General features: G+C 73.3%; 23 protein-coding genes. 12 read left to right on the top strand and 11 right to left on the bottom strand.

Translation table 11 applies throughout. The annotated features are described in order from the left end of the window. Positions 1-81: 81 nt before the first annotated feature. From AW27_RS00695 to AW27_RS00665, 7 genes are all read right to left on the bottom strand, one after another. Positions 82-1,806, bottom strand: coding sequence for an acyl-CoA dehydrogenase family protein (locus AW27_RS00695; protein ID WP_037917482.1), 1,725 nt, complete (start codon positions 1,804-1,806; stop codon positions 82-84). Between the two features lie 113 nt (positions 1,807-1,919). Beyond that, positions 1,920-2,495, bottom strand: a complete 576-nt coding sequence (locus AW27_RS00690) for a PadR family transcriptional regulator (RefSeq protein ID WP_037917485.1) — start codon at positions 2,493-2,495, stop codon at positions 1,920-1,922. Between the two features lie 178 nt (positions 2,496-2,673). Next, the gene (locus AW27_RS00685) at positions 2,674-4,047 is read right to left on the bottom strand and encodes a carotenoid oxygenase family protein (protein WP_037917487.1); all 1,374 of its coding nucleotides are present in this window, start codon (positions 4,045-4,047) and stop codon (positions 2,674-2,676) included. A 92-nt stretch (positions 4,048-4,139) separates the two neighbouring features. Continuing rightward, positions 4,140-4,610, bottom strand: coding sequence for an SRPBCC family protein (locus AW27_RS00680; RefSeq protein ID WP_037917489.1), 471 nt, complete (start codon positions 4,608-4,610; stop codon positions 4,140-4,142). Positions 4,611-4,641: 31 nt separating this feature from the next. After that, positions 4,642-6,153 carry an MFS transporter gene (locus AW27_RS00675; protein ID WP_052030174.1) on the bottom strand — a complete coding sequence of 504 codons (1,512 nt, stop codon included), beginning with the start codon at positions 6,151-6,153 and terminating at the stop codon, positions 4,642-4,644. A gap of 86 nt (positions 6,154-6,239) precedes the next feature. Beyond that, the gene (locus tag AW27_RS00670) at positions 6,240-6,806 is read right to left on the bottom strand and encodes a TetR/AcrR family transcriptional regulator (RefSeq protein WP_037917491.1); all 567 of its coding nucleotides are present in this window, start codon (positions 6,804-6,806) and stop codon (positions 6,240-6,242) included. 305 nt (positions 6,807-7,111) lie between these two features. Next, complete coding sequence (locus tag AW27_RS00665; RefSeq protein ID WP_037917492.1) at positions 7,112-7,351, bottom strand: hypothetical protein; 240 nt, start codon at positions 7,349-7,351, stop codon at positions 7,112-7,114. A gap of 7 nt (positions 7,352-7,358) precedes the next feature. Here AW27_RS00665 and AW27_RS00660 point away from each other — a divergent pair, with 7 nt between their 5' ends. The 9 genes from AW27_RS00660 to AW27_RS00620 all read left to right on the top strand — a co-directional run bounded on the left by AW27_RS00660 (position 7,359) and on the right by AW27_RS00620 (position 16,519). Next, entirely contained in the window at positions 7,359-9,137 is a 1,779-nt protein-coding gene (locus AW27_RS00660) for a DUF6777 domain-containing protein (RefSeq protein WP_052030175.1), read from the top strand. Between the two features lie 182 nt (positions 9,138-9,319). Further along, positions 9,320-9,784, top strand: coding sequence for a hypothetical protein (locus tag AW27_RS00655; protein WP_052030176.1), 465 nt, complete (start codon positions 9,320-9,322; stop codon positions 9,782-9,784). A 275-nt stretch (positions 9,785-10,059) separates the two neighbouring features. Further along, positions 10,060-10,662 carry an ECF RNA polymerase sigma factor SigK gene (gene sigK / locus AW27_RS00650; protein WP_037917494.1) on the top strand — a complete coding sequence of 201 codons (603 nt, stop codon included), beginning with the start codon at positions 10,060-10,062 and terminating at the stop codon, positions 10,660-10,662. Continuing rightward, complete coding sequence (locus AW27_RS00645; RefSeq protein WP_037917497.1) at positions 10,659-11,411, top strand: anti-sigma factor; 753 nt, start codon at positions 10,659-10,661, stop codon at positions 11,409-11,411. Before sigK ends, AW27_RS00645 begins: the two co-directional genes overlap by 4 nt. A 123-nt stretch (positions 11,412-11,534) precedes the next feature. Continuing rightward, complete coding sequence (locus tag AW27_RS00640) at positions 11,535-12,800, top strand: NAD(P)/FAD-dependent oxidoreductase (protein WP_037917500.1); 1,266 nt, start codon at positions 11,535-11,537, stop codon at positions 12,798-12,800. Continuing rightward, the gene (locus AW27_RS00635; RefSeq protein ID WP_370466665.1) at positions 12,794-13,543 is read left to right on the top strand and encodes a DUF1365 domain-containing protein; all 750 of its coding nucleotides are present in this window, start codon (positions 12,794-12,796) and stop codon (positions 13,541-13,543) included. The genes AW27_RS00640 and AW27_RS00635 overlap by 7 nt, the downstream gene beginning before the upstream one ends. Continuing rightward, entirely contained in the window at positions 13,540-14,871 is a 1,332-nt protein-coding gene (locus tag AW27_RS00630) for a class I SAM-dependent methyltransferase (RefSeq protein WP_370466443.1), read from the top strand. The genes AW27_RS00635 and AW27_RS00630 overlap by 4 nt, the downstream gene beginning before the upstream one ends. Before the next feature lie 43 nt (positions 14,872-14,914). Continuing rightward, positions 14,915-15,736 (top strand): DUF1295 domain-containing protein, encoded by an 822-nt coding sequence (locus tag AW27_RS00625; RefSeq protein WP_037917505.1) that lies wholly within the window; start codon positions 14,915-14,917, stop codon positions 15,734-15,736. Positions 15,737-15,811: 75 nt separating this feature from the next. Continuing rightward, positions 15,812-16,519, top strand: coding sequence for an alpha/beta hydrolase (locus AW27_RS00620; RefSeq protein ID WP_052030247.1), 708 nt, complete (start codon positions 15,812-15,814; stop codon positions 16,517-16,519). On the opposite strand, the gene AW27_RS00615 is transcribed toward AW27_RS00620, so the two are convergent. Beyond that, positions 16,520-18,658 (bottom strand): MMPL family transporter, encoded by a 2,139-nt coding sequence (locus AW27_RS00615; RefSeq protein ID WP_052030177.1) that lies wholly within the window; start codon positions 18,656-18,658, stop codon positions 16,520-16,522. It lies immediately after the preceding gene. A 269-nt stretch (positions 18,659-18,927) separates the two neighbouring features. On the opposite strand from AW27_RS00615, the gene AW27_RS00610 reads away from it, so the two are divergent. The 3 genes from AW27_RS00610 (at position 18,928) to AW27_RS00600 (ending at position 21,430) form a co-directional block, all read left to right on the top strand. Next, positions 18,928-19,542 carry a dihydrofolate reductase family protein gene (locus AW27_RS00610; RefSeq protein ID WP_037917508.1) on the top strand — a complete coding sequence of 205 codons (615 nt, stop codon included), beginning with the start codon at positions 18,928-18,930 and terminating at the stop codon, positions 19,540-19,542. Positions 19,543-19,545: 3 nt separating this feature from the next. Continuing rightward, entirely contained in the window at positions 19,546-20,829 is a 1,284-nt protein-coding gene (locus tag AW27_RS00605; protein ID WP_037917512.1) for a ClC family H(+)/Cl(-) exchange transporter, read from the top strand. Positions 20,830-20,914: 85 nt separating this feature from the next. Continuing rightward, positions 20,915-21,430 carry an SRPBCC family protein gene (locus AW27_RS00600; protein WP_037917515.1) on the top strand — a complete coding sequence of 172 codons (516 nt, stop codon included), beginning with the start codon at positions 20,915-20,917 and terminating at the stop codon, positions 21,428-21,430. Between the two features lie 34 nt (positions 21,431-21,464). Here AW27_RS00600 and AW27_RS00595 read toward each other — a convergent pair whose 3' ends face one another. From AW27_RS00595 to AW27_RS00585, 3 genes are all read right to left on the bottom strand, one after another. Then, complete coding sequence (locus tag AW27_RS00595; RefSeq protein ID WP_078555970.1) at positions 21,465-24,632, bottom strand: tetratricopeptide repeat protein; 3,168 nt, start codon at positions 24,630-24,632, stop codon at positions 21,465-21,467. Between the two features lie 56 nt (positions 24,633-24,688). Continuing rightward, positions 24,689-25,219, bottom strand: coding sequence for a hypothetical protein (locus AW27_RS00590; protein ID WP_037917518.1), 531 nt, complete (start codon positions 25,217-25,219; stop codon positions 24,689-24,691). Between the two features lie 397 nt (positions 25,220-25,616). After that, on the bottom strand, positions 25,617-26,162 hold the full coding sequence (locus tag AW27_RS00585; protein WP_236647498.1) for a hypothetical protein: 546 nt from the start codon (positions 26,160-26,162) through the stop codon (positions 25,617-25,619). Positions 26,163-26,323 lie beyond the last annotated feature (161 nt).

The raw sequence follows: 26,323 nt of genomic DNA, 5'->3' as shown, positions 1-26,323 counted from the left end.
TGCGGCCGCCCTGGTGGCGGGCGAGGTCCCGGTCGGCCCGTACGGTGTCGGGGTCCGGACCGCCGGGACGGCGGGGTGCCGCTACCGCGCCATCTCGTAGGCGCCGGAGAGGGCCTCGACGCGGGCCCAGACGCGGGCCGCGCGGGCCTCGTCGACGACCGGGCGGCGGACGGCGGCGAGGGCCCAGGCCTGCTGCTCCGGCGTGCTGGAGTCCTTGCCGTGCAGTTCGACGGCGTGCTGGGAGAAGTCCCGCACGAGCACCGAGAACAGCTCGTCCAGCACGGACTCGTCCAGGTTCGTGAGGCGGGCCTGCTCCAGGATCAGCTGTCCGTGCACGACCAGGGCGAACAGCTGCCCCACCGCGAGGAGGAAGTCGAGGTCGCGGCCCTGGGCCTCGTCGGGCGCGATGGTGGCGGCGAACTCGGCCAGCGCGTCGGCCTGTTCGCGGAAGCGGGCGACGTTCGGCACGGCGGCGTAGGCGTCGTACGCCGGGCGCCAGTCGTGGAAGCGTACGGAGCCCAGACCGCGGGCCGGGCCCTGCCGGAACAGGAAGCCGTCGTCGGCCGCGTCCCGGCGCGTGGGGACGGGCGCGTACTCGGCAGGCTCCAGCAGGTGGTTGCGCATGAACTTGAGGATCAGCGCGAGGTTGACATGGACCGTCCCCTCCAGCTTCGGCAGCCCGCGGATCTCGACGGCCGCCTGGGCGAAGTAGTTGTCCTTCTCGAAGCCCTTGGCGGCGATGACGTCCCACATCAGGTCGATGACCTTCTCGCCCTCCGTCGTGACCTTCATCTTGGTCATCGGGTTGAAGAGCAGGTAACGGCGGTCGTCGGGGCCGGCGGAGCGGAAGTAGTCGACGGCGCGGTCGCTGAACAGCTTCATCCCGACGAGGCGGACGTAGGCGTCGGCCAGCTCCCGGCGCACGTGCGGGAAGGCGGTGACGGGCCGGCCGTACAGAATCCGGTTGTGCGCGTGTGTGACGGCCTCGTACATCGCGTGCTCGCAGATGCCGATCGAGGCGGTGCAGAGATTGAACTTGCCGACGTTGACGGTGTTGAGCGCCGCGTCGAAGGCGGCACGCCCGGTGTGCAGGACGTCCTCGGCCGCCACCGGGTAGTCCTCCAGGCGGAACTCGCTGACGTACTTGGAGGAGTCGACGACGTTCTTCACGAGCCGGTACGCCGGGTGGCGGCTGTCGGCGGCGAAGAAGACGTACCCGTCGGGCCCCTCGACGTCGGTGCGGCGGCCGAAGACCGAGACGAGCCCGGCGGCGTTGCCGTTGCCGATGTAGTACTTGGAGCCGGTGGCGCGGAAGCCGCCGGCGCCGTCGGGCTCCAGCAGCATGTCGGTGGAGTAGATGTCGGCGCCGTGGGTCTTCTCGGACAGGCCGAAGGCGAACACCTCGCCCTCCGACAGCAGTCGCGCCGCACGCTCGCGGGCGGCGGCGTTGCCGCTCTGCCACACCGGGCCGAGGCCGAGGATGGTGACCTGCCAGGCGTACCAGTAGTCGAGGCCGTAGAAGCCGAAGATCTCGTTCAGGGCCGCGATCCGTGCGGTGTCCCAGCGCTTGTCCGGCTCCGCCTCACCGGCGGCGGAGGCGGGGGTCAGGAAGGTCTCGAAGAGACCTTCCTTGGCGGAGAAAGCGAGGAAGTCGGCCAGCCAGGCACGCGTGCGGTAGTCCTCGATGATCCGCTGCTTGCCACGGGCCTCGAACCAGTCGACGGTGGCGCGCAGCAGCCTGCGCGTCTCCGGGTCGAAGTGGGCGGGGTCGTAGGTGTGCGGGTGGAACAGCAGGGGGTCGGACACGGCGGATCACCTTCCGAGGGGTCGGGTTCGAAGTCCGCGCGGGTGCGCGGAGGGAGGAGAAGGGGAGCGGAGGGGGCGCCGGACCGTACGGCGGGCCCGGGACGGCCGTACGCTCAGGCGGTCGCGGGCGGCGGTGCCGGCCGGCTGAGCCGGTGGAGGGTGCTCAGGACGTCGTCGAGCCAGGCGATCGTCATCCGCTCCTGCGCGATCCCCCCGCGCAGTACGACGTGCTGGAGTTCCTGACCGGGGTCGAGCGGTGCGGGGGCGTCGGGGCCGGTGAAGTCGCGCAGTTCGCCGGCGAGGTAGCGGGCGAGACGGTCCCGGTGGGCCTGCTGGTGCCGTTCGACCTCGTGGATGAGGGCGGCCGGGTCGTCGAAGGCCGCTCCGCGGATCTTCACGGCGAGATCGTGCCGCAGGCTCTCCGGTTCGATTGGCTCGTGCAGCCACCGCGCGAGCGCGGTCCGGCCGGGGGCCGCGGCCGAATATTCCTTCTTGTCGGGACGGCCTTGCTGCGGGACCGTACGGACGGCCAGCATCCCGTCGTTCTCCATGCGCTTGAGCACGCGGTAGATCTGCTGGTGCGTCGCGGTCCAGAAGTAACCGATCGACCGTTCGAACCTGCGGGCCAGCTCATAGCCGGAACCCGGCTTCTCCAGCAGGGAGACGAGGATCGCGTGTTCGAGCGCCATGCTTCGATCCTGCTATGCAATTTGTTGCATAGACAAGCGGTGGTCCACAGGTGAGACGCGGCTCACCCCCGCGGGCGTCGGGGGAGTGGCCCGCAGGGGCCCGAGCGGCCGCGCGCCCCGAGCGCGCGGGGTCGCGCGTTCGGGGCTTGGTAAGGAGCCGCCTGCCCGAGGGGCGGGATCAGGCGGCGTCGGGGATCCAGGAGCCGTGGATCATGGCCGGGACACGGCGTGGCAGGTGGACGGTGGCCACCGGCGGGAGGGTCAGGTCGGAGGCGTCCAGCACGAGCAGCTGAGAGGCGTTCGCCCTGACGTCGCTGACCACCGTCAGCAGGTACCCGGCGTCCTCCTGCGACGGGCTCGCGCCGTCGGCGGGCACGAACACGGCTTCGCTCGGGAGCCGGCCGGCCCCGAACGGCAGCAGTTGTCGGGCGCCGGTGGTGCGGTCGTACTTGACGAGGGTGTGGGCGTCGATCCCCCTGTCGTCGGGGAAGGCCAGGGCGTACTGGTAGCGGTGTTCGATGCCGAGGAAGGCGTCGTTGACGGTCGGGAATTCCACGGTGAGGTCGTCGGTCACGTCCTGCCTGACTGATCCGGCCGCCAGGTCGACGGTCCAGCGGGTGCTACGCGATCCGCAGTTCGGCTCGGCCCCGCGGTCCTCGGCACCGACCCACCAGTTCCAGGAGCGCTGCCAGCCGTCCCGGCCCACGGAGGGGCCCTCGACGACGATCCGCCCGTACGGGTCCTCGTAGGCGTTGGCGACGTGCATGCCGTAGCCCTGCCCGATCTCGAACCAGCGGATCGCGTGGGCCCGGCCGCCCGAGCCCGCCGTGGTGCGCGGCATGACGCCGATCCGGCAGATCTGCTCGTCGTTCCAGCGGTACGGGATGCCCGAGTGCTCGGCCGGGTCGAAGGTCACCGAGCCTTCGAGGAACACCACGTAGTGCTCGGTGATCGCAAAATCGTGCTTGAGTGCCGCACTCGCGCCCGGGACCTCCTGGCTCTCCAGCACCTTCCCGTCGGCGGAGGCGACGTGGTGGACCAGGTACGGGGGGAAGGGGGAGGAGGCGAAGAAGTGGAGCTCGCCGGTGACCGGATCCTCCTTGGGGTGGGCGGTCATCGCCGAGGTCAGCCTGCCCTCGAAGTCGTAGGCCCCGACGGTTTCCAGATCCGCCGTCAGCTCGAAGGGCAACGCCGCTTCGCTCAGGGCGAGGAGCCGGCCGGCGTGCTCGATGACATGGGTGCCCGCCGTGCTGGCGGTGAGGTCGGGGCCCTTCTCGGTCATGTAGGGGGCGCCGTCGAGGGCGGGGGTGTGGACCCAGCGGTTGCGGTACCACTCGGCGCGGCCGTCCCGCAGGCGGATGCCGTGGACCATGCCGCTGCCCTTGAACCAGTGGGTGGGGGTGACACCGGGCTTGGGGTTGTGGCTGTTGCGGATGAGCCGGCCGGTCAGCTCGGGCGGAATGGCGCCCTCGACGGTGAGGCCGGTGGCGGTGATCTCGTCGGCCACGGGGGTGTAGTGGCCGGTCAGGTAGGGCTTGGCGGGGCTGCTCATAACGATGTCCTGGACCTTTTCGACGATGGCGGCAAGAGGGGGGCGGGCGGCGGTGCGGGTGTGGGGCTTCGCGGGCGGTCGGCACCGTCCGGTCAGACGCGTCCGGTCCCGGCAGCCGTCTCGGCGCGGGCCTTCAGGGCGGCGAGCCAGGCTTCCAGCGACTGCCGCAGCACCTCTTGCAGCTCCGCGGGCCGTGCCTCCACGGGCTCGCCGCTCCAGGACTCCTCGGTGCGCACCGTCACCGTGTTCTGCGCCGTCTCCTGGAACGTCCAGACGTGGATGCCGTCGATGCCGTGCGCCGGACCGCCCCAGACGATCCGCTCGCCGGGGACGACCTGGTGGACGGTGGAGGTGATGTCCAGGCCGTGGGTGAGCCAGCGGAAGGAGGAGCCGGGGGCGAGCGGACCGGCGTATTCCACACGGTCGACGCCCTCGTTCCAGTCGGCCCAGGCGGCGACGTCGGTGTGCAGGTCCCAGACGGTGGCGAGCGGGGCGCGCACGGTGGTCTCGAGGCGGACGACGACCGGGGCCTCGGCGTCGACGGCGGTGGGGTGCGTGGTCATGAGGTGCTCCTTCGATGGCGCGATCAGCTGATCAGCGGGTTCGGTGGGTTCGGTGGGTTCGGTGGGACGGGCAGGGGGCGGCGAACGGTGGGGGAGTGGGGACGGACTCCGGCGCGCGCCGGGTTCCGCGGGCGAGGAGCGGGGTGAGGGTCGCTCCGAGGGCCAGCACGGCGGCCGAGAGGAGGAAGGCGGCGCGGTATCCCTCGGTGAGGGCCGCGGCGTGCGGCAGGCCGGGCGGGGCGGACGCGGTGCGGGCGGCGGCGAGGGTGCCCAGTACGGCGAGGCCCACGGCGCCGCCGATCTGGCGGGTGGTGTTGACCAGGCCGCCGGCCAGTCCCGCATCGGAGGGCTCCACCCCGCTCACGGCCGAGCCGGTGAGCTGGACGAAGGCCACGCCGAGGCCGACCCCGATCAGGAGCACCGGGCCCAGGAGGTGGATGAGGAAGGTGCCGTCGGCCGGGATCCTGGCCAGCCACAGGAATCCGGCGGCCTGGGTCGCCAGCCCCGCGAGCAGGGTCCGGTGCGGGCCGATGCGCCGGGCGAGTACGGGTGCCAGGCCGGACCCGAGCATGTTCGCCGCCGCCAGCGGCAGTTGGGAGAGTCCCGCTTCCAGCGGGCCGGCGCCGAGGACCTGCTGCTGGTAGAGGGGGAGGAAGAAGAACAAGCCCACCCAGACCGCGCCGAGCAGCGCCATGACGAGGTTGGCCGGAGCCACGGCTCCCCGGGTCAGGAGTCCGGGCGGCAGGAGGGGTGCCGGGTGGCGGCGTTCGACCAGCGCGAAGAGGGCGAGCAGGGCCGCCGCCGCACCGAGGGGGCCGAATACCAGAGGGTCGGTCCAGCCGGCGCGGCCCGCGGCGGTGAGCCCGTACACGAGCGAGACCAGGCCGGCCGTGGCGGTGAGGGACCCGGCCAGGTCGAGCCGCGGACGGGGCCCGCCTGCCTCCTTCGGGTCGGCGGGGACGAGGCGCAGGGTCGCTGCCAGGACCGCCCCCGCGCCGATGCCGGAGGCGTGGAACACCCAGGGCCAGCCGGGGCCTTGGGTGAGGACTCCGCCGAGCAGGACTCCGGCCGCTCCGCCCGCACCGGACACGGCACCCCAGACACCGAGGGCCTTGGCGCGGGCCGGCCCGGGCGGATGGAGTCGCATGGTCAGCGAGAGCGCCGCGGGGGCGATCGCAGCCGCACCGGCGCCCTGGGCCGTACGGGCGGCGATGAGCATCCAGGGGGTGCTCGCCAGCCCGGCGGCGACGGCCGCCGCGGAGAAGAGCGCGAGGCCGGCCGCCAGCACGCGGCGCCGCCCCAGGAGGTCGGCCGCTCGGCCGCCGAGCAGGAGCAGGGCCCCGAAGGCCAGGCCGTAGGCGTTGACGACCCATGACAGGCCTGTGTCCGACAGACCGATCCCGTCGCGCACGGCAGGGAGGGCGACGTTGACGATGGAGGTGCTGAGGGTGACGGCGAACTGGGCCGCGGCCAGCGTCGCGAGGGTGGTCCCGGTGGTCCCGGTGGTCCCGGTGGTCTTTTGGTCGGACGGTGGGGCGTGCATGCGCGATCTCCTGTGTGTGGTTAACCACTCACTGTTTGGTTCGAAAGCGGGGCGGACCGCATGGTCCGCCCGGCGGTCGTCGCCTGTCAGTAGTGCCGGATGCCGGCCGAGAGCGTCCGGGACCAGGGTGCGTCCACCTCGTGCGCATCCAGCGATACGAGGAGGTGGCAGAGCATTCCCGTCGCGAAGAACTGCTGGACGTCCGCCTCTGTCGCGCCGGACGCGCCCCGCACGTACTCGACCATGCGGGCGTACCCGGCCCGCACGGCCCCGCGTACGGCGACCTCGGACACGGCCGCCGCCTGGGCGTGGGTCAGGACGAGCAGCAGGTCCTTGTCGGCGATCAGGTGGGCGTACGTGTCGCCCATGGTGTGCAGGACCGCCTCGGGGCTGCTGCCCCGGGCCTGCGCGGCGCCCTCTTCGAGGCTGGTCCGCACCCGGGTGAAGCAGTGCTCGACGACCGCGGTGAAGAGCGCCTCCTTGTTCGGGAACAGCCGGTAGACGTAGGCCTGGGAGATTCCCGCGGCCTTGGCCACTTCGGTCGTCGTCGTGCCGAAGTAGCCGCGGGCCGCGAAGGCTCCGACCGCCGTCCGCAGGACGGTCTCGCGGCGCTCCTCGGCCGAGGAGAGCTGGCGTCGTCGTTCCGTGTTCATGTGTGTAATAAACCACTCACACTTTTGGCTGTCAATGTCCGGCGTCATCCGGCCGGTGGTTCCCGACCCCCGCCCGGCGGCGCACCCGGGCGTGGAAGCGGTCTGCAGCAGGGCTCTGTCAAGTCCCGAATGGTCGCGACATGACGCGGCCGGGCATCGGGGGGCTTACTCGAGGCACGGTTCACGCCCGCTGCGTGACCCCATCGGTGCCACCGGTTGAGGTGTTCCCCTCCGGGATGTGGAGGAGTCGACGGCCAGAAGGAGCGAGCGCATGAAAGCCACCAACGGTTTCCGCGGGCCCCGTGTCAGGGGGCGAAGGTCATGAGTTCCCTGTCCTCCTCCGGGCACCCCTCGGGGCCGCCGCCCGGTCCGCTCTCGGGCAGGGGGCCGCGACCCCAGGCCCCGCCGGCGTCCGAGGCTCCGCCACCACTGCCCCCGCCGCCGCCCCCCTCCCACCCGTCCGCGCCGTCCTTGCCACCCGCCGACGGAGCGCGGCGGCCGGAACACCGCTGGCGGTCCCGCAGGGCGGCGGTCAGTGCGAGCACGGCGGCGGTGGTGGTCTCGGCGGTCGTCCTCGGCTTCACCGCGCTCGGCGGCAACACCGCCGCCGGCGGCGAAGTGTTCCTGGAGGCCGCCTCGGCCGCCGGGCCCGATCCGTTCACACCGTCGACGGCCACCGAGACGAACCGGGCCGCCGTGCCGGCCGCGCATACCGGCGCGCCGCGGGGCGATACGGGCGGCGGGCGCACCCTGGAGGTCGACGGCGGTCACCCCGGTCTCTACGGGGGCACCCGGAACGTCGCGAGCTGTGACGTGGAGAAGCAGATCACGTTCCTCACGGAGCACGCGGAGAAGGGGAACGCCTTCGCCGCCGCGCTCGGCGTCCGCCGGGCCGGGATCCCCGCATACTTGCGGTCGCTCACACCGGTCCGGCTGGGCTGGGACACCCGGGTCACCAACCACGGGTACCGCAACAGCGCGCCGACCGGCTACCAGGCGATCCTGCAGGCCGGTACGTCCGTGCTGGTCGACGGGCGCGGTGTGCCGCGGGTCCGGTGCGCGTGCGGCAACCCCTTGACGCCACCGGTTGCGGTCCCGGGGAAGGCCAGGCTCAGCGGTGGGGAGTGGTCCTCGTTCCGGTCCGCCGAACTGGTCGCGGTCAAGCCTGCCGCGAAACCGGTGAAGGCCGTCACGGTCTTCGATCGGGACCGCAAGGCGTGGTTCGAGCGCCCGAGCGGCCTCGTGCGGGCGCGGTCCGACCGCGAGGTCGAGCCGCCGCCGGGCCGCCCGTCCGGCTCGCCGTACCCGGCTCTGCCACCGGCCCGCCAGGGATCGGTCCGGACCGGACACGACGCGCAGACGCGTCAGCGGAATCCCGAAGTGCCGGACCCGGCGCCGGGTGTCGCACCGGGTCGCAAGCCGGACCCGGCTCAGGACCCGGGCCGCGAGGGGCACGGGGAGCAGGGCGCGACCGAGGCGCCGGACACGCCTGCGAAGCCACGGGGCGCGGACCGGACACCGCGGAAGGACCCGGCGCAGGAGCCGGGCAGAGGCCAGGACCACGCCCCCGGCGCGCCGGAGCAGAAGTCAAGGGCGAAGGACCCGGAGCACGAGCCCGGTGGAAAGCCGGACGAGGGCGGCCCCGGCCGGGAGACCGGTGAGGGCTCGGGCCGGGAGGCCGGCCAGGGCGGAGGCGGGAAGGACGGCCGTGGGCACGACACGAGTACGGGCCAGACACCGGGCCAGAGCTCTGGCCAGGAGCCGGGCAGGGCGCCGGGTCAGCAGACGCGCGAAGGGGCCGGCCGGGGCGACGGCGACGGCGGCGGCAAGAAGCCAGGACGGCAGACGGATGGGGGTCCGGGCGCCGACACGGGCCAGGCTCCCGGGAGGGAATCCGGCCCTGGCACCGGCGAGGTACCGGGCCAGGGTGCGGGCCGGCGCGACGACCAGGGCGGGGTCGAAGGGTCCGGCCGCGGCACGGGAACCGGCAAGGCGCCCCAGCAGGACGCGGGCGGCGGCACGGGCCAGGCACCGGTCCAGGGCTCGGGGGAGGAGGCGAGCACGGGATCCGGCCAAAGCTCCGGCCAAAGCTCCGGCCAGGGCTCCGGCCAGGGCTCCGGCCAGGGCTCCGGCCAGGGCTCCGGGACCGGCAAGGCGACGGGCAAGGGCACCGGCAGCGGTGACGGTCCGGTCCGGTCGGGTCACGAGGGGGCGGGGCGCGGGCCGGGGCAGGAGTCCGGCCGTCAGACGGGGGACGAGGGGGTCCGGCCAGGGCAGTCGGGCCGGACCGACGGCTCGGGGAGCCGGGAGGAGCGGCCGCTGCTCAGGTAGCGCACCCGACACGGCAGCCGGTGCCGCACGGCGCACGGTGGTCCGCGCAGGGGCGACAGGGTTCACTGCACGCACTCCGAAGGGAGAGAGACATGACGGTTTGAGTGTCTTGCCAATCCTTCACCCCGTTCATCACGAATAGGTGGTGACGCTCCAGACGGTGAAGGAGCAGGTGAAACCGCATGCTTGACGAACCCTACGAAAGGCAGGAGGTGAACCCGATGACCGCCTCACCACACAAGAAGCGCCTGGTCGTCGGAGTCGTGTCCGCAGGGCTGCTGGCCGGTGGCCCGCTGCTGGGCCTGTCCGGTACGGCGAGCGCCGCCACGGCGGCGCCGGCCACGCCGAACCCCACGCTCACCAGCGACCGGGACCGCGACCGCGGTCACGACCGGGACGACCGGCACCACCGTCGCCACCACGACCGGTGCACGTGGGCCGAGGGCCACTGGGTCACCGGCACGTGGGCCAAGGGCCACTGGGACGGCACGTGGCACGCCGGCACCCGGCACCACGGCTACCGCGACCACCACGGCACATGGCACGACGGCTGGTGGAGCAAGGGCCAAGGGAAGGATCACCGGGCGCCCGGACACCCGGTGAACCACTGGGTTCCCGGACACTGGAGCTGCCACGACACGTGGTAGCGCCTGCCCGGGCAGTACGACGGCTGCGGCCCCTGGACATCAGGGGCCGCAGCCGACCCGCTCATCTGATCCGTTTGGCAAATTTCCGGCCATCCGTACGCGCGTCCGCTACGAAGAAACCTCGGACACACCACAGGCACCGCGCCGAACCCGAGAGCACGACCCAGGACCAGGACGAGGACAAGGACCACCATGCGACGGACACCCCGACCCCGGCCGGCCGGCACCGGCTGCCCCAGCCCCAGCCCCCTGTCGCCGCAGCCGGGGTCCGACCAGTGAACCAACCCCTCCCGTTCGGGCCGGGTCGTACCGGCCGGGCGAGTCACGCCGGCCGCAGCGACCTCGCCGAGGTCATGGACAAGGTCGCCCACGGCGACAAACAGGCCTTCTCCACCCTCTACGACGCACTCGCGCCCATGGTCTTCGGGATCGTCGTCCGGGTCGTACGCGACCGGCACCAGGCGGAGGAGGTCGCGCAGGAGGTCATGATCGACCTGTGGCGGCAGGCCGCCCGCTACCGGCCCGAGTCCGGCGCCGTCACCACGTGGGCGGGGACGATCGCCCACCGGCGGGCGGTGGACCGGGTCCGCTCCGCCCAGGCGTCCTCCGACCGGGAACACGCCCAGGCCGCCCGCGAGCACCAGACGGCCTTCGACGAGGTCTCCGAGCAGGTCGAGACCCGCCTGGAGAGCGAACAGGTGCGCCGCTGCCTGCGCGGCCTGACCGAACTACAGCGCCAGGCCGTGACCCTGGCCTACTACCGCGGCCTGACCTACCGTGAGGTCGCAGAAGCCCTGCGCACACCGCTTCCGACCATCAAGACACGCATGCGCGACGGACTGATCCGGCTCCGCGACTGCATGGGGGTGACCACATGAAACAACACCACTCCGACGTACACGCCCTCGCCGCCGCCTACGCCCTCAACGCCCTGGACCCTGCCGAGCGCCGGGCGTTCGCCGACCACCTGCCGCACTGCCCGACGTGCCGCGAGCAGGTGGCCGAGTTCGAGGCCACCGCCGCGCGCCTGGCCGACTCCGCCGCACAGAGCCCGCCCCCGGGGATGAAGCAGCACGTCCTGGCCGCCGTCGACGGCGTCCGCCAACTGCCGCCGCGGGTCACCGACAGCGCGCCGACCGCCGGCTTCGGCAGTGTGCTGCGACGCCGGGCCGTCCCCCTCGCCCTCGCCGCCAGTGTGGCCGCGGCCGCCTCGTTCGCCGGTCTGGCAGCCTGGCAGAACCAGCAGAGCGACCAGTACCGGCAGCGTGCGATCCAGGCCCAGCAGCGGCTCGACGACGTCAGCGCCGTCCTGGCGGCACCCGACGCACGTGCGGTCCACGGCCGGGCGAGCAACGGAGCGACCACCACGGTCGTCGCCTCCGAGCGGCAGAACAGGGCCGCCTTCACCGCCGCCGGACTGCCCGCGCCCGCACCCGGCAGGACCTACCAGCTCTGGCTCGACCACGACGGCACCATGCGCCCGGCCGGGTTCATCCACCAGGACGGCACCGTCCTCATCGACGGGGACACTGCCGGCGCAGGCGCCGTCGGCCTCACCCTCGAACCCGCCGGAGGCTCCCCCAGCCCCACCACCGCCCCCCTCCTCCTCATGGCCCTGCCCACCTGACGCCGGACCGCCCCCGCCCCGTACGCATCAGGAATCATCCGCCACCAATCCGCCCGCCCGCCCGCTGCGAAGTACGGGTGAGCGACCGCACCCAGCGGCGCGTCGAGTGACGGGAGTGCTGAGGTGGAACACCGGAAAGCGGCGGTGGTCGGCGCCGGGGTCGCGGGCCTGACGGCAGCCCACATCCTCGCGCGCTCGTACGAGGTCACCCTCTACGAGGCCGACGGCCGCCTCGGCGGCCACGCCCACACCCATGAACTGCCCGGCCCCGACGGGCGGCTCATGGGTGTGGACTCGGGGTTCATCGTCCACAACGAGCGGACCTACCCCACCCTGCTGAGGCTCTTCCGCGAGCTGGGGATCACCACCCAGGACGCCGAGATGAGCATGTCGGTCCGCTGCGACGGCTGCGGACTGGAGTACGCGGGCGCCCGCGGCCCGTCCGGCCTCTTCACCGGCCGGCCCGCACTGCGAGGCCGCTACCTGGCCCTGCTCGCGCAGGTTCCGGTCTTCCACCGCAGGGCCCGGCGGCTGCTCGCCGATCCGCCCTCCCACCACGTCACCTTCGGCGACTTCCTGCGCGCGGGCCGGTTCTCCCCCTACTTCGTCAGCCACTTCGCCCTCCCGCTCGTCTCCGCGGTGTGGTCGTGTCCCGCGAGTACCGCGCTGTCCTACCCGGCCGCCCACCTCTTCACCTTCCTCCACCACCACGGCCTCCTGTCGGTGACGGGCTCCCCCCAGTGGAAGACCGTCACCGGCGGCTCCGCCGCCTACGTGCAGGCCGCGGCCAAGAGCGTGCACCGGGTCCGTACCGACAGCCCCGTGCAAGCCGTCCACCGGGCGGGACGCGGCTCCGGCGCCTGGATAACCACCGAGAACGGAGCCACCGACGGCTACGACGCCGTCGTCATCGCCACCCACCCCGACCAGGCCCTCCGCCTGCTCGCCGACCCCACCGAGGACGAACGAAGGCTCCTGGGCGCCTTCACCTACGAGCCCAACCCCACCGTCTTGCACACCGACACCGGGATCCTGCCCCGCTCACCCCGCGCCCGGGCCTGCTGGAACTACCACATGCCGGCCTGCGCCCCCTCCACCGAGGCCGTCCGCGTCAGCTACGACATGCGGCGCCTGCAGAAGCTCCCCGACGGCGCCGACTACGTGGTGACCCTGGGCGCCGACGACCGTGTGGACGCGGACCGGGTCGTGCGCCGCATGCTCTACGAGCACCCGGTCTACACCCCCGCCTCGGTCGCCGCGCAGAAGGAACTGCCGCGCCTGAACACCGGCGTGACCGCCTACGCCGGAGCATGGCACGGCTGGGGCTTCCACGAGGACGGCTGCCGCTCCGGCGCGGCCGCCGCGCGCTCCCTGGGAGTGCGCTGGTGACCGGGGAGGCAGCCCCCGCCGCCGCGCTGTACGAGTGCCTGGTCGTCCACGCCCGCACCGCGCCGCTGCGCCACGACCTCCGGCACCGCACCTACCTGTGGTGCGTGGACCTCGACCGGCTGCCGGTCCTGCCCCGCCCGCTGCGTCCCCTGGCCCGGTTCGACCCGCGCGACCACTTCGCGGGCCGCGCCCCCACGATCCGCGCCGGTCTGGAGGAGTTCCTCGCCTCGCGCGACATAGACCTCGCGGGCGGGCGCGTGCTGATGCTCGCCCACGCGCGGGTCCTCGGGTTCGTCTTCAACCCCCTGAGCGTCTACTGGTGCCACGACCGGTCCGGAAACCTGGTGTGCGTGGTGGCGGAGGTCCACAACACCTACGGACAGCGGCACTGCTACCTCCTCCATCCGGACGCCGGCGGCCGGGCCAGGGCCGAGAAGCGGTTCTACGTCTCGCCGTTCTTCCCGATCGAGGGCCACTACCGGATGCGCCTGCCGTGCCCCGGGGAACGCCTCGACCTGACGGTGCACCTCCACACCGAGGCCGGCCGCCCGTTCACCGCGACCGTACGGGGCCGTGCCCGCCCCGCCACGCCCCGCGCCCTGCTGCGGGCCGCCGCCCGCAGGCCCTGGTCCACCGCCGCAGTCTGGGCCGGGATCCGCTTCCACGGGATCCGCCTGCTCCTGCGCGGCCTGCCCCTACAACCCCGCCCCCGGCACATACCGCAGAAGGGAATGGTCCCGTGACCCGCCCGGCCATCACGCCCGACCACCAGGCACCACCGTCCGGCCGTCCGCCGCTGATGCCGGAGCAGCGGCGTATGCCCGGCCGCACCCCCGCTGCCGGCCGGGGCGCGGACCCCGCACGCTGGCCGGACGTGGCACGGCTGCCGGCCGCCGGTCCGGCCCGGACCGCCGTCGCCGCACACCTGGTCGGCCGGGCTCTCAAGCGGCTCCCCCTGGAGGTACGCGACGGCACCGGAACCGACGCCGCTACCGGCCCCCGGCCGGACATCACCCTCCACGACCCGGACGCCTTCTTCCAGCGCATCGGGCACGCCGGCCTGATCGGCTTCGGGGAGTCGTACATGGCCGGCGAATGGGACAGCGACGACCTGCCCGGCCTGCTGACCGTCCTCGCCACCCACGTCGACGAATTGGTCCCGGCCCCGCTGCGCGGCCTCCGCCCGCTGTGGGTGTCCCACCGCCCAGGCCGCGACCGCAACACCCGGCGCGGCGCACGCGAGAACATCCACCGCCACTACGACCTGTCCAACGACCTCTTCGCCGCCTTCCTCGATCCGACCCTCACCTACTCCTCCGCCGTGTTCACCGCTTTCCCCGCGCGCTACGAGGACCTCCCTGCCGCCCAGCACCGCAAGATCGACCGACTCCTGGACCTCGCCCACGTCACGGACGGTACCGAGCTGCTGGAGATCGGCACCGGCTGGGGAGAGCTCGCGCTGCGCGCGGCGGCCCGCGGTGCCCGCGTCACCACCCTCACCCTGTCCGCCGAACAGGCCGCCCTCGCCCGCGCCCGGATCGACGCCGCCGGGCTCGGCGACCGCGTCGAGGTCCGGCTGTGCGACTACCGTGACGTGGAGGGCCGCTACGACGCCGTGGTCAGCGTCGAGATGATCGAAGCGGTCGGCGCCGAGTACTGGCCCTCCTACTTCGCCGCCCTGCGGGCCGCGCTCCATCCCGGCGGCCGCGTCGCCCTCCAGGCCATCACCATGGGCCACCGGCAGATGCTGAACACCGCGGCCACCCACACCTGGATCAGCAAGTACGTCTTCCCCGGCGGCCTGATCCCCTCCCGCCGCGCCATCACCGAGCACGCGGCGGCGGCAGGCCTGCGCACCGAGTCCGATATGGGCTTCGCCGAGCACTACGCGCAGACCCTGCGGCTGTGGCGGGAACGGTTCACTGCGAACCAGGCGACCGTCGCCGAACTCGGCTTCGACACCGTCTTCCAGCGGCTGTGGGACTTCTACCTGGCCTACTCGGAAGCCGGCTTCCGCTCCCGCTACCTGGACGTCCGCCAGATCGTCCTGACCGACGGGACCTTCCGGTGAGGGCCGTCGGGCCCGCCGGGGCGTCCGCCGCCGGGGAGGGGCCGTGAACGGCACCGCCTGGGGCCCGTTCGGCACCAACCTGGCGGTCGCGGCAGCCGTCTCGGCGGCCGTACTGCTCGTCGCGTTCGCCGTCGGAACACGCCTGCGCCTGCACCGCGTCGTCGACGTCGCCTGGGGTGTCGCCTTCAGCGCCGTCGCCGTCGCGACCTACGTCCTCTCCGCCGGGCAGGGAGACCCCGTCAGACGGCTGCTCGTCGCCGCGGCAACCATCCTGTGGGGGCTGCGGCTGTCGGCGCACATCGCACGGCGCGCCCGCGGCCACGGGGAGGACCCGCGCTACACCGCGCTCCTGGACAAGGCACCCGGAAACCGGACCTGGTACGCCCTGCGCACCGTGTACCTCCTCCAGGCCGCGCTGGTCTGGCTCGTCTCCCTGCCCGTCCAGGCCGCCTCGTACGCGGCGGCCCCGGTGGGCGTGCTCGGCGCACTCGGACTGGCCCTGTGGGCCGCAGGACTGTGCTTCGAGGCCGTGGGCGACCACCAGCTGGCCCGGTTCAAGGAGGACCCGGCCAACCGGGGCCGCATCATGGACCGGGGACTGTGGGGCTGGACCCGCCATCCCAACTACTTCGGCGACAGCCTCGTCTGGTGGGGCCTGTACCTGTTCGCCTGCACCAGCGTGTCCTCGGCGCTGCTGAGCCTGGTTTCCCCGGTCCTCATGACGGCCCTGCTGACGGTCGGCAGCGGCAAGCGACTGCTGGAGAGACACATGGCCGACCGCCCCGGTTACGCTGAGTACGCCGCCCGCACCAGCGGATTCCTTCCGCTCCCGCCCCGCCACCACCCCTCGAAGCCCAGGAGGTGACGTGTGGACCCTTCGCCCGAGGCCGCCGACCACCCCGGAGGGGGCGCCCACCGGGATCGGCCCGTACCGGCCGCCCTGATCCCCGCCCCCGCCCACCGGCTGTCCCAAGGGGTGCCCGCGGCCGTCCTGCTGCTGCACGGCGGTCGGGCGGACGCCCTGCGGCCGCCGCCCCTGCTGAACCTGCCGGCCCTGCGCATGCGACCCTTTGCGACGGCCGTCACGCGCGCCACCGCCCACGCCGGCGTGTTCGTCGCACACGTCCGCTACCGGCACCGGGGCTGGAACGGCCACCACGCGCATCCGGTCGCCGACGTCCGACGCGCCCTGGAGGAGCTCCGTGCCGTCGCCGGACCGGTTCCCGTCGTCCTCGTGGGGCACTCCATGGGCGGGCGTGCGGCCTTGCGTGCCGCAGACGATCCCCAGGTCGAGGGGGTCGTGGCGCTCGCTCCGTGGTGCCCGCCGGCCGAACCGGCCGCCCATCTGCGCGCTCGCACGGTTGTCGCCCTCCATGACGAACACGACCGTGTCACCCGGGCGGCGGACACCTGGGCCTACCTCGAACGCGCCCGGAAGGCCGAAGCCCGGGTCCGCGGCATCAGGATGCCCCGCGGCGGCCACGCCATGATCGGCAACGCCGGCCTGTGGCACCGGATCACGGCCGAAGCCACCGCGGCGCTCCTCGGTATCGCCCCGTTCCCCGGCGGCCTCCCCGGGGGCGACGGTCCGTTCGGTCCGGTGCGAGCCGACGGGAACGCGACCGGCGCGCCGGGGCCGCAGTGGTGATCACCCGGTCCGCGCCGCCGGTGCGGTCCGCGGGCCGACCCGCGTGCCCGGGCGGGCCAGCGCACCGGGCCACCAGACGCGCGGGCCGATGTCGATGATGAGGGCCGGTACCAGCAGAGACCGCACGACGAGGGTGTCCAGCAGGACGCCGAAGGCGACGATGAAGGCGATCTGGACGAGGAAGGCCAGCGGAATCACCATCAGCGCGGCGAAGGTCGCGGCGAGGACCACCCCGGCGGAGGTGATGACCCCGCCCGTGGTGACGAGCCCCCGCAGCACGCCCGCACGGGTCCCCAGCGCGAGGCTCTCCTCGCGTACGCGGGACATCAGGAAGATGTTGTAGTCGACGCCGAGGGCGACCAGGAACACGAATCCGTACAGCGGTACGGAGGCGTCCGTGCCGCTGAAGCCCAGCAGGTGTCCGAAGACGAGCGCGGACACCCCCAGGGTGGCGAGGAAGTTCAGTGCGACCGTCGCCACCAGCAGGACGGGCACGAGCACGGAGCGCAGGAGCGCGACGAGGATGAGCAGGATGATGCCGAGGACGACCGGGACGATGACGGCGCGGTCACGGGCCGAGGTCTGCTGGGTGTCGAACTGCTGGGCGGTGTAGCCCCCGACGAGCGCGTCGGCCTCCGGCACCGCGTGCACGCGCTCCCGCAGCCGCTGGACCGTCCTCTTGGCGGCGTCGCTGTCGGTCGCCGCGTCCAGCGTGGCATCCAGACGGACGCGGCCGTCCACGACGAGCGGAGCCCCCGGGCCCGGCCTGCCGCCACCCGCGGTGAAGGGTGCGACCGAGGCGACCCCGTCGGTGCCTTCGGCGGCCACCCGTACCTCGGCGGCCCGGTCGGCGTTCACGATGACGACGGCGGGATTGCCCGAGCCGCCGGGGAAGTGCCGGGCCAGCGTCTGCTGGGCGCCCACCGAGGGCGCGTCGTTCACGAAGATCTCGTCCAGTGGCACGCCCTTGGCGGACAGCGCGGGGGAGAAGCCGGCCAGCACCACCAGCAGGACGGAGGTGGAGACCCACACGCGGCGGGGAGAGCGGTCGATCAGGGCGGCGATCCGGCGCCACACGCGGTGCCCCTCGGCCGAGGCATCGGCCGGGCCGGGCATGGCCGGCCAGTACGCGGTGCGGCCCAGCAGGACCAGGACGGCCGGCAGGAAGGTCAGCGAGCTCAGCACCGCGCAGACGATCCCGATGGCGCCGACGGGCCCGAGTGCCCGGTTGTTCGTCAGGTCGCTCGCCAGCAGGGCCAGCAGTCCCAGGGCCACGGTCGCCGCACTGGCGGTGACCGCTCCGGCCGACCGGCGCACGGCTGCCGCCGCGGCGTGCGCCCGGTCGCCGCGTACGGCGAGCTCCTCCCGGAAGCGCGCGGCGACCAGCAGGGCGTAGTCGGTCGAGGCGCCGATCACGAGGATCGACAGGATTCCCTGCACCTGGCCGTCCACGCGGACGGCGCCCCGGGCCGCCAGCGCGTAGACCACCGCGCAGGCCAGGCCCAGCGCGAACACCGCGCTGATGATGATCACCAGGGGCAGCAGCACACTGCGGTAGACCAGCAGCAGGATCAGCAGGACCGCTCCCAGGGCCACTCCCAACAGCAGCCCGTCGATCCCCGCGAACGCCTCGGACAGGTCCGCCTGGGTGGCCGCCGGACCGGCGATCCCGACCGAGGTGCCCGGCACCCGCTGCGCCGCCTGCCGCACCTCGTCCAGGACCGCCGGGAGCTCCTCGCCGAGGTCGGGCGCGAGCGGTACGACGGCCTGCAGGGCCCGCCCGTCGGCGGAGACGACGGGCGGTGAGGGCGTGGTGGCGATCCCGGGCCGTCCCACGAGGTCCCCGACCGCCCGAGCGGCCGCCTCCTGCTGCCCGACGGTCACCCGGGGCCCGTTCGCCGTCCACACCACGACGGCGGGTACGGACTGCGCTTCCTCGAAGGCCCCGCGGGCTTCGAGGACCCGCGTCGACTCGGCGCTGCGCGGCAGGAACGCCGCCTGGTCGTTCGTGGCGACCTCGCGGAGCTTGCCCGCGTACGGTCCCAGCGTTCCACCGATGCCGAGCCATACGACCAGCAGGGCGAGCGGAACGATCCAGCGGGCCCGGCGCGATGCCTTTGCGCGCGGTGTCTTTCTCAACGAGAGTCCTTGGCCGTGATGGGTGGAGGTCGGGCGAACAGCGTCCGTGCCCGGGGGGTCCGCGGCGGCGGCCCCTCATCCCCACTTCCGGCCGAGGGGCCGATCGGGTTGCAGTTCCCGGCCGCCGATCCGCAGTCGCACGCCGTCGGCGGGGTCCGCAAGCGGTCGACGCAGCCGCCGTGCGGGTGAATGCACCGGGTACAGACCCCCGCGTGCCCTTGGATGGGCCCGTACGCGGACGGACCGACCACCAGCTCCCGGAGACCGGCATGAGGAAGATCAAGGCGCAGTTGTTCATTTCGCTCGACGGTGTCGTCGAGGCGCCCGACCGCTGGCACTTCCCCTACTTCAACGACGAGATGGGCGCCGCCGTGGATGCCACCCTGGGCCGGGCCGACACCCTGCTGCTCGGGCGCAGGACGTACGACAGCTTCGCGGGCGCCTGGCCGCAGCGGGAGGCGGAGGGCGGGGGGGACGCGCCGTTCGCCAAGGTGCTGGGTGACGCGCGCAAGATCGTGGTGTCGAACAGCCGGCTCGACTTCACCTGGCGCAACTGCGAACAGCTCGGCGGCGCCCTCGCCCCCGCCGTCGCCGCCCTGAAGGAGCAGCCGGGGGCGGACACGCCGGTATGGATCAGCGGCTCGGTCTCCGTCGTGCGCCAGCTGATCGCCGCCGGGCTGTTGGACGAACTGAACCTCCTGCTGCACCCGATCGCCGTGCGCGGCGGCATGCGCCTGTTCGACCGGGAGCCCACAGCGGTGCCGCTGGAGCTGGTGTCCGCCGAGACCTTCCGCACCGGTGTGCTGAACCTCTTCTACGCCGTGGCCCCCGCACCCGGCGGGGCGACGTACGAGGACGCCAAGACCCACCTGCCCCAGCACTGAGCCATGGCATCCGGGCGGAGGTGGGGAGACGGCCGCGCCTTCCTGGTGGCGGCGCTGGCGGGGGGTCTGGTCGGGCTGGTCGGCGGCGCGTTCCGGTGGTGCCTGGAACACGCCGACCTGCTGCGCACCTCGGTCGTGGAGGAGGCCGCCGCACTGGGCGGGGCCGGCCGGTTGATCCCCGTCGCCCTCACCGCGGCGGGCGCGGCGGCGGCCTGTGCGATCGCCCTGCGGGTACCGCACGCCGCGGGCAGCGGCATCCAGCACGTGGAGGCCGTGTGGCGGGGGGAGTCCCAGGGCCACCCGGCCCGGCTGCTACCCGCGAAGTTCGCGGGCGGAGTCGTCGGGATCGGCTCGGGCCTGGTCCTGGGCCGGGAGGGACCGATCGTCCACATGGGTGCCGCCATCGGAGCCGTGGCGGGCCGCCGCGGCCGGCTGGACGCCGGCGACGCCCGCATGCTCCACACCGCGCTGGGCGGGGCCGGTCTTGCGGTGGCCTTCACCGCCCCGCTGGGCGGGCTGCTGTTCGTCTGCGAAGAGGTGACCGGCACGGTGCGGCCCCGCCTGGTGCTGCTGACGATCGTCGGCACCGTCACCGCGGTGTCCGTCTCCCAGCTGATCGTGGGCGACGGGCTGGTCCTTCCCATGCCGGCCGTTCCCGCCCCGCCGCTGTGGATGCTCCCGGTCTTCCTCCTGTGTGGGGTGACGGCCGGGGCACTGGGCGCCGGGTACAGCGCCCTGGTCGTGGGGACTCTGGAGGTGTGCGACCGCCTCACCCAGGTGCCCCTCGTGGTCCGGGCCGCCGTGATCGGGGCCCTGGTCGGCGCCCTGATGGCCTTCGACCCGCTCCTCACGGGCGGCGGCGACCAGCTGAGCGAGCGCCTGCTGGCGGGCGGGAGCCTGACCGGCGCGGCGCTGGTGGTCTGCCTCGTCGTGCGCTTCGTGGCCGGCCCGCTCAGCTACGCTGCCGCGACTCCCGGCGGGCTGTTCGCACCACTGCTGGCCCTGGGAGCCCTGTGGGGGACGCTCACCCACGCGGCCGCCTTCCCCCTGCTGCCGGTCGGCACGGCGGGTCCCGCCGCGTTCGCGGCCGTGGGGATGGCCGCCGTCTTCACCGCCGTGGTGCGGGCACCGCTCACCGGCGTCGCCCTGGTGACGGAGATGACCGGCACCGGCGCGCTCCTGCTGCCGCTGCTGACGGCCTGCTTCGCCGCGGCGGTGACGGCGGACCGGCTGGGGAGCGCACCCCTCTACGACACTCTTCGCCGCCGCATGCTGGAACGGGCCTGACGGGTGCGGGGGCCGGCTGGAGAGGGGCCCGCCGGACCCGTGCCGCGAGGCGGCCGCTACCGTCGTGCTCCGAGGAGGGAGCCACATGCCCCGTACGTTCAGCGTCCACGACACCGTCTTCGTCGCGGCCGACCCGTCGACGGTCTACCAGCACGTCGCCGACCCCGCCCTGATGGGGCGTTGGAGCCCGGAGAACCTCGGCGGGACCCCGGTCGACGGGCCGGGCACCCGGACCCGGGTCGGCATGGCCTTCGACGGCCGCAACAAACGCGGCCCGCTGCGCTGGACGACCCGCTGCACGGTGACGGCCGCCGACCCGGACCGGCTGTTCCGGTTCAGGGTCCACGCCATAGGCTTCCGCCGCCCGTGGCTGCCCGGCCCGATCGCCACCTGGGAGTACCGCTTCGCCGCCGTGCCCGGGGGCACCGAGGTGACCGAGACGTGGACCGACGACCGCCGGAGCTGGCCCGATGCGGTGGCCCACACGTTCGACCGGATCGCGACGAGGGGACACACCTTCGCCGAGTTCCAGCGGAAGAACATCCGGACGACCCTGCGCAACCTGAAGTCACAGCTGGAGGCCCGCTCCACCGCTGCCTGACACCTCGGCAGCGGCCGTCGGACCGATCCGATCCTCAGCTTCTCTTGGGGGCGTGATCGATGTGGGGGTCTTCAGGGGCGCCCCGCGCAGCGGAGGCGGCGGCGTGGTGCGCGGCGGCGGACTGCGTCAGGGGATCGTCCTCGCCCAGGACAGAGGTGCTGAGGATGAGGACCTTCCGGTAGAGCCGGAGGGCCTTGCCCAGGTGTCCCAGCGCGTGGTGGGCGAGGGCCAGGTTGTGGGCGGTCGTGAGGAAGTCGATGTGCCCGGGGCCGAGGAGACGTTTCTGCGCGCGGAAGGCGGCTTTCAGCAGGGGGAGGGCGCGCTCGGGGTCTCCCGCCTCCAGGCGGGCGAGCGCGAGGTGGGAAGCGGACGTGAGGGTCTGGGCGTCGTGCTCGCCGAGCGTGCGGCTGTGGGAGGCATGGATCCGTTCGCACAGCAGGGCGACCTGGGCCGCGTTCCCCGCCTCCCGGTGGGCCGATGCCAGTCCGTGGAGGGAGTCGACCGTGCGGGGATGGTCCTGGCCCAGCGTGCGGATGTTCGTGGCGACGGCCTGCTCCAGGAGGGGTATCGCCCGGCCGGGATTTCCCGCCTCCAGGTGCGCGGCCGCCAGGTTGTGGCGGGTGGCGGCAAGGTGCGGGTGGTCCTCGCCCAGCGCGCGCACGCTCTCGGCGAGGGTGTGTTCGAGCAGGGCGATCGCCTTGTCTTCTGCCCCTTGCCCCCCTTGGAGGAGAGCGAGGTTGTTCCGGGCGTTGAGGGTGTCGGGGTGGTTCGGGCCGAGTACACGCAGCCTGTCGTCGAGGACCTGGGTGCAGAGCAGGATCGCCCGGTCGAGGTCTCCCGCCGCCCGGTGTGCCCCGGCCAGACTCTCGCGGGCGGTGAAGGTGTCGGGGTGGTCCTCTCCCAGGACCCTCAGCCGGTCCTCCAGGACGCGCGCGCTGAGCGGGATCGACCGCTCGGTGTCCCCGGCCTCGGTGTAGGCGTCGGCGAGGAGGCCCTGGGCGGCAAGCGTGTGCGGATCGTCCTCGCCGAGGACGCGCATCCGGTCTTCGACCACCTGCTCGTTCTCCTCGATCGCCCGGCCTGGGTTTCCGGACGCCAGGTGGGCGGAGGCGAGGTTGGAACGGGTGGCGAGGGTGTGCGGATGGTCCTCGCCCAGGGCCCGCTCCTGGCGTCGGCGGAGCCGTTCGTACAACGGGACGGCTCTGGCCGGGTCTCCCGCCGCCTGGGCGGCCTGGGTGAGGATGATGCGGGCGGCCTGGGTGTCGGGGTGGTCCTCCCCGAGCACCCGGGCGCTGATGGCGGCGTTCCGCGTCTGTAGTTCCAGCGCCCGGTCGAAGTGCCCGGCCGCCAGGTAGGCGGTTGCCAGATGGGAACGGACCATGATGGTGGCGTAGTGCGCTTCACCTCCCAGGCGGAGACTGTCGGCGAGGGCCTGCTCGATCATGGCCGTCGCCCGGTCCACCTCCCCGGCCTCCAGGCGGACCACCGCGAGATTGACCTGGGCTCCGATGCTGAGCGGATGATCCCTGCCCCTGTGCCGCACGGTCGCCGCGACGGCCCGCTCGGACAGGGCGACGGCCCCGGCCAGGTCACCGATCGCGAGCCGGGTGGCGGCGAGGTTGTTGACGATGTCGGAGGTGTCCGGATGGTCCCGGCCCTGGCTGCGCTCCCGGTACGCGAGGGCTCGTTCGAGGTGCGGGACCGCCCGGCCCGCCAGCCCCTGGCCGTGGAGGTAGCCCCCCGCCTGGTTGAGCAGTGCCGCCATCTGCGGTGAGTCATCGGCGGTCGGCGTGTTGCTCGCCAGGGCATCGATGTGCGGGATCAGGCTGCGCCACTGTGGCCACAAGGCCGGGTCCCGCCAGGACAGGGGGATGACGTCCTCGTGCAGGGCGAGGGTCGCGTGGATGCGGGCCATCTCGATGAGCACCGGGTCGCGGTGGGGGTCGGCGGGATCGGGTGTGCGGGTCAGCCCCTGCACGAGACGGTGCATGCCGAGGGTGCGGGTGGCCGGGGCGACATCGATCATGCTGTACGCGTTCAGGAGGCCGACGGCGTCGGCGACCTGGCGAGGCGTGGGCATCGACTCGAAGGGATGGTCGGGAATGCGGTCGAGGAGGCCGACGGGGATGCGATCGGGGCCGTACCAGGCCAGGGCGCGCAGGACGCGGGCCGCGTACGGCTGGAGTTCGCTGATCCGGTCCAGCGTCACGCGCCAGACGCGGGCGACGGTGCGCTCGGCGGAGGTGCGGCCCTCGCCTCCCTGTTGATAGGTCCCGGCCGGGTCCTCGCGCAGGAGGCCGACGTAGTTGCTTGGGGTGAGGAGTGGGTTCTGCGCCAGGTAAGCGGCCGCCTGGACCACCGCGAGGGGCAGATGGCCGAGTTCGGCGCACAGCTCGGCGGCGCCGTCCAGGTCCCGGGGCCCGGCTGCGGTGGTGGCGCGAGTGAGCAGGGTCAGGGACTCGGCCGGGTCCAGGACGTCGAGTCGGATGACGGTGGTGGCGGTGGTCCACACCGTGGCGAGCCGGCTGGTGATCAGGAAGCGGCCGCCGGGGGCGCGCGCGAGCAGTGCGGCGATGTCAGCCGGGTCGGTGACGTTGTCCAGGACCAGCAGCCAGCCAGTGTGTCCCGCAAGCCATTGGAGGGCGTACTCGGCCAGGGCTGCCGTGGTGAGCACCTTGGCCAGGGCCGGCTGCAGTGCTACGGCCAGGGCGGCGAGCCCCTGCTCGACGCCGGCGGGACTGTCGGCGGTGATCCACCGGACCGGCCTCAGCTTGTGGGAGTGGGCCCGTGTGGCCACCCAGTGGGCGGCCAGGGCGCTCTTTCCGACTCCGCCGAGTCCGTGCACCGCCTGCAGGCGCACCTGTCCTGACCCTTTCAACGCCGCGTCCAGGGCCTGCAGTTCGGATTCCCTGCCCACGAAGTGACCGGGCAGGTAGGGCAGATCGTCCATGCCCCGCGGGGCCTTCACCTTGGCCGCCGCCCGCAACACCTCGGGAGGCAGCAGCACGCTGGAATGGTCGTTGTAGATACCCGAGACCGCGATGCCGCCGTTGTCGGCGACAGCGTTCCCGGACCCTGTCACCTGTTGGGCGGGGGGCGACGAGGGGATGTCCCCCGTCACGCGCACCCCTTCGACGGCGGTGCCCCGGGCCAGGCTGCGCCCGCCCCCGTCACGTCGCCTGCCCCAGTGCCATTTCGCCATGGCCGCTCCCGATCCCTCGCCTCGTCGCTCTCCGGCCTTCGGACGGTGTCCGGTGCCTAGGCGCCTCGTGGGTCACGGCGGGAATCAGTGATGCCGCTGACGGCGCGGGAGCCCGGGCCGGTGGCCTGCGCGTCCCCGGTGTTCACCGCGCGCGCCGGCCGCCCGTCCACTCCGCCGGTGCGCTCGACACCGGTCACGGCGTGGCCCCCGTCCGTGGCCGTGGCCTTTCCGGTGGACACGGCCAGGTCGCCCTCGAGGAGGGTGCCACAGCGAAGCAGCGCCCGCAGCTCGTCGGCCACGCGCTGCTGATCCTGCGGGTCCGCGTTCTCCAGCAGGGACTCAAAGCGCCCCTGCCACATGCCGCTCTGCCGGTCACGCTCCCGCTCCGGGTCCGCGGACGCGCCGGGTTCCAGCGCCCGGGAGGTCCGGTCCAGCCGTTCCAGCTCGGCCCGCTCCCGCTGCTCGTCGCCGCGCCCGAAGAGCTCCGCCACCCGGCGCCGTACTCCGTGCCAGGCGTCCGTCCCGGCGGCCTGTACGACCGCGCCGCCACCCGCGGCGGCCAACGCTGTCAACGTCTCGACCAGCACTGTTCTCCCCCTTGTGTGACGGGCCGGCCCCCGGGGGGCCGACCGCGCGAAAAGACAGCGGAACCACCCTAGAGATCCCATGGATCTTCTGGGGTAGAACGCCGGAATCCGGCGGGAACGATGTCCGATCCGGCCGCCAGGAGCTTCGGGCCTGCCTGGAGGCCGAAGGGTGGGGGCCTGCGTGATGTCGTGAGCAGGTGCTGGGTTCTGCCCTCTTCGTGGGGTGGAACCCCGGTGGAGGATGGTCGTGACGCGTAGGTTCCGGTCCAGTGCCCAGTGGCGCGAGACGTCCGCCGAGTGCGGCCCATGGGCCGCCCTCTACGGGCCACGCGCCTGTCGCTCCCACGGTGTGGCCGCTACCGGGCAGCGGTCCGCCAGGGCACGGGCCGGGACCCGTTCAGCCGGACAGCTCGGCCCGCCACTCGCGGGGCCACTGTCCCGGCGGCGGGGGAGCGCCTTCGATGCCGAGGTCGCGCCGCGCACTCTCGTAGAAGGCGTCACGCGCCGCGCTCGCCATCCGGTGCGCCCTGGTCCACATCTCGCCGTCGACCGAGTCCTCCCGGATCAGCAGCTGTATGGTCCAGATCGTCTCGTGCCAGCGCCGTGCCGCCGCAACCGTCGCCGCGTCACCCACGAGGAGGACGGCCTCCCACTCCGTCGCACGGTGCGACTCGGCGTCCGCGAGCAGCGGCAGACCGTCGGCCGGTGCCAACGGGTCGACCACGTCGGAGTATCCGAGAGAGGCGCCGATGCGCTGGGTGAGGCGGAGCTGTGCCTTCAAGGCGTTGGCGTAGCGGCCGTACGTCTCGAAGCGCTTCTCGTCCCACCGCTCCTCCCGCTGCCGTCTCCACCGGCGGCGCTCGGTCAGCGTCTGGACGGCGTAGGAGCCGAACGAGCCGACCACGACCCCGATGAGTGCGGGCAGTTGATCGAGCAGTGCCACAGTCCCTCCCCGAACCGTCCACCTGGCGTGCCGCGTTGAACGGGCCGCGACGGTCAGCTCCCTACCCACCGGCGGTACGTGGCACCGCTGACGGGTGCCGGTGCTTTCCGGTCTCGACGGTGCCCCTTCCGGCCCGGCCGTGCGCCCGCCGGGGAACCCCA

Source organism: Streptomyces sp. PCS3-D2 (assembly GCF_000612545.2).
Classification (GTDB): domain Bacteria; phylum Actinomycetota; class Actinomycetes; order Streptomycetales; family Streptomycetaceae; genus Streptomyces.
Note: the sequence above shows the minus strand (reverse complement) of the source record. Positions and strands in the feature narration are given on the sequence as shown.